The organism is Enterovibrio norvegicus DSM 15893 (assembly GCF_900115495.1).
GTDB lineage: Bacteria > Pseudomonadota > Gammaproteobacteria > Enterobacterales > Vibrionaceae > Enterovibrio > Enterovibrio norvegicus.
Window position 1 is genome coordinate 1 of record NZ_FOWR01000086.1, and the last position, 2,253, is coordinate 2,253.

The 2,253-nt window shown below is 41.2% G+C and carries 3 protein-coding genes; all 3 read right to left on the bottom strand.

The window, feature by feature from the left end:
* Positions 1-180: 180 nt before the first annotated feature.
* Positions 181-615 (bottom strand): DUF805 domain-containing protein, encoded by a 435-nt coding sequence (locus BM082_RS24440; RefSeq protein ID WP_074928985.1) that lies wholly within the window; start codon positions 613-615, stop codon positions 181-183.
* A 162-nt stretch (positions 616-777) separates the two neighbouring features.
* Positions 778-1,050 carry a cytoplasmic protein gene (locus tag BM082_RS24445; protein WP_074928988.1) on the bottom strand — a complete coding sequence of 91 codons (273 nt, stop codon included), beginning with the start codon at positions 1,048-1,050 and terminating at the stop codon, positions 778-780.
* A gap of 510 nt (positions 1,051-1,560) precedes the next feature.
* Positions 1,561-1,875 carry a hypothetical protein gene (locus BM082_RS24450; protein WP_017013375.1) on the bottom strand — a complete coding sequence of 105 codons (315 nt, stop codon included), beginning with the start codon at positions 1,873-1,875 and terminating at the stop codon, positions 1,561-1,563.
* Positions 1,876-2,253 lie beyond the last annotated feature (378 nt).

A 2,253-nucleotide genomic window follows, 5' to 3' on the forward strand; every position in this document is an offset into this window, starting at 1 on the left:
CATCAATGAGCAGCAATATCAGTGGGCTATGCTCGAATATCAGAGGCTGACACATTCGTCAGGGTTGGGCGAATTATGAGGGGATCCTTCAGCGCCGCGTTAAGCGGACTAAAATTGTGGGTTATAATGTGTAGCGAAGCGAAACCTAACCCACTGTTTTAGTTCCGTTTAAACGCCTTGTTAGCTCTCTGTTAAGCCTGTTGGCATAATGCTCATACCATAACTTATTAGTACGATAGATAATATGACTAAAACTATACTATAAGAATGCTTATGAGCAGGCGGATTACCATAACTATTAAGACCTTCAGAACCTTTCCAGAAAAGAAGACCGATGCCATAAAAGAAATTAATAAAAGGTATAAATGCTAAAAATGCTAAAAATGCCCATTGCCAACGACCACCAATATCCATTGTTCTCTGAAAAATTAAGACTAAATGATACAAAAAAGCGAGAATGAATATTAGTGGCATGACTACAATGCTAAATAAAGTATCAACTCCAATTTTCAAAGCCAAAGGATAAGTTGTTACTAAAATTGAAAAGTTAACGAGTTGTAAAGCAGAATATCTAAGCCTACTTACTCTTTTCCCTATACCTATGATTCGAGCCATCGAGATTCCCTTAAATTTTGAAAAGGCAATTGAGAGCTAACGTCGCAATAACGGGCGCTTACCAAACCACCCAAAACTGCTTTAATCCTTTGTATTCACAACATTTTGAAAAACTTCCGCATTGACAAAGCGTCCCTGTTTATAGCCTTGTTATGTGTGGTCCTAAAACCATCTACTATTCATTTGGCTTAGAAAATCTCTAGTAATCTGATAACCACTATCCGAGCCCAAAACGGAGTCGATAGAGCATTTGGGACAAATAGCAGTATGGCCGTACTTTAATCCACCGACTTCATCAGCGTACACATCACACCAATCAACGATTTCCTTCGGTGTAAATATTGATAGACAATAGAAACAACCACAGATTTCGGATTTTTCAATTTCCCTACGGTGGTTAGCTGAATGGCCATGAGCTTTTTCTACATTTTCCATATTTACTCCAAACACATAACGTTGTGATAACGGGCACTTGCCCGCACTAAACCTGACCAAACCTATGTATTCACGCTACTTTCTAAGCGCTTCGAGATTGGCGAGGTGTCCCGTTCATGACCTTGTTAGCCGCTGAACATTCATACTATCGCGGCTTTGCCGCTAATACCCAACGAACGCGCCATTTTGTGAATTCAACTGTGGCCTTAAAGGCAAAATCACTCGATAAAACCATGTGCATTCAATTCAACTTAGCAAAGATAGGCACATGATTTTGCATCGAGTTTGGGATTGGTTTGGTGAGCGTTTTCAGAATAAACAGCCTGAGACGAAGAGAGGAAATAGCTAACCAAACCTCGCAAACAAAATACTGAGAAGAATTGACGGATAACGTTAAAATAACGGGCGTTTACCACACCGCTTTAATCCCTTGTATTCACATCACTTTATAACGCTGCCACAGTGAAAAAGCGTCCCGTTGATGAACTCTACTAGGGCTAGTGTACACAACTATTGTTTAACTATTATCAGATCCACTTTTTCGCGGTCTCTAATACACTCTCCGACACCCTGTCCGGATACTTCAATCGTCCTATCAGACGCTGCTGCCATCAAAACCACTGACATCAATGATTTACCTTCGGCCGTTTTGGTTTCGACTCCCCAAGCGGGTGTAGGGCAACCGGGGTTTTGATGAGCACCAGCGGTGAATAGTAATACTCCATCACTAGTAATTAACATATCACCAACCTTACCAGCACTACTTCCAGAAAACGCGGGGAAGGAAAGAATGACTAAAGACCAAATAAACATTATTTTTTTCATAATAAATCTCGAATGATTGAAATATAACGTTGTGATAACGGGCACTTGCCCGCACTAAACCTCACCAAACCAATGTATTCACACCACTTTCTAAGCGCTTCGAGATTGGCAAGGTGTCCTGTTGATGACCTTGTTAGCCGCTGATTCTTAATACTATCGCGGCTTTGCCGCCAACACCCAACGAACGCGCCGTTTTGTGAATTCAACTGCGGCCTTAAAGACAAAATCACTCGATAAAACCATGTGTATTCAATTCAACTTAGCAAAAATAGCCACATGATTTTGTCCACTTCCCCTTTAGCGAGACAATGCATAGCTAGAGGTTTCCAATTTCCTCCGGTATTCGGTCGGAGGGATGTTTCCTAAGCTTTCGTGGGT

Coding starts and splice junctions, on each gene's coding strand:
- BM082_RS24440 (WP_074928985.1), bottom strand. CDS start 615: ATGGCTCGAATCATAGGTATAGGGAAAAGAGTAAGTAGGCTTAGATAT.
- BM082_RS24445 (WP_074928988.1), bottom strand. CDS start 1,050: ATGGAAAATGTAGAAAAAGCTCATGGCCATTCAGCTAACCACCGTAGG.
- BM082_RS24450 (WP_017013375.1), bottom strand. CDS start 1,875: ATGAAAAAAATAATGTTTATTTGGTCTTTAGTCATTCTTTCCTTCCCC.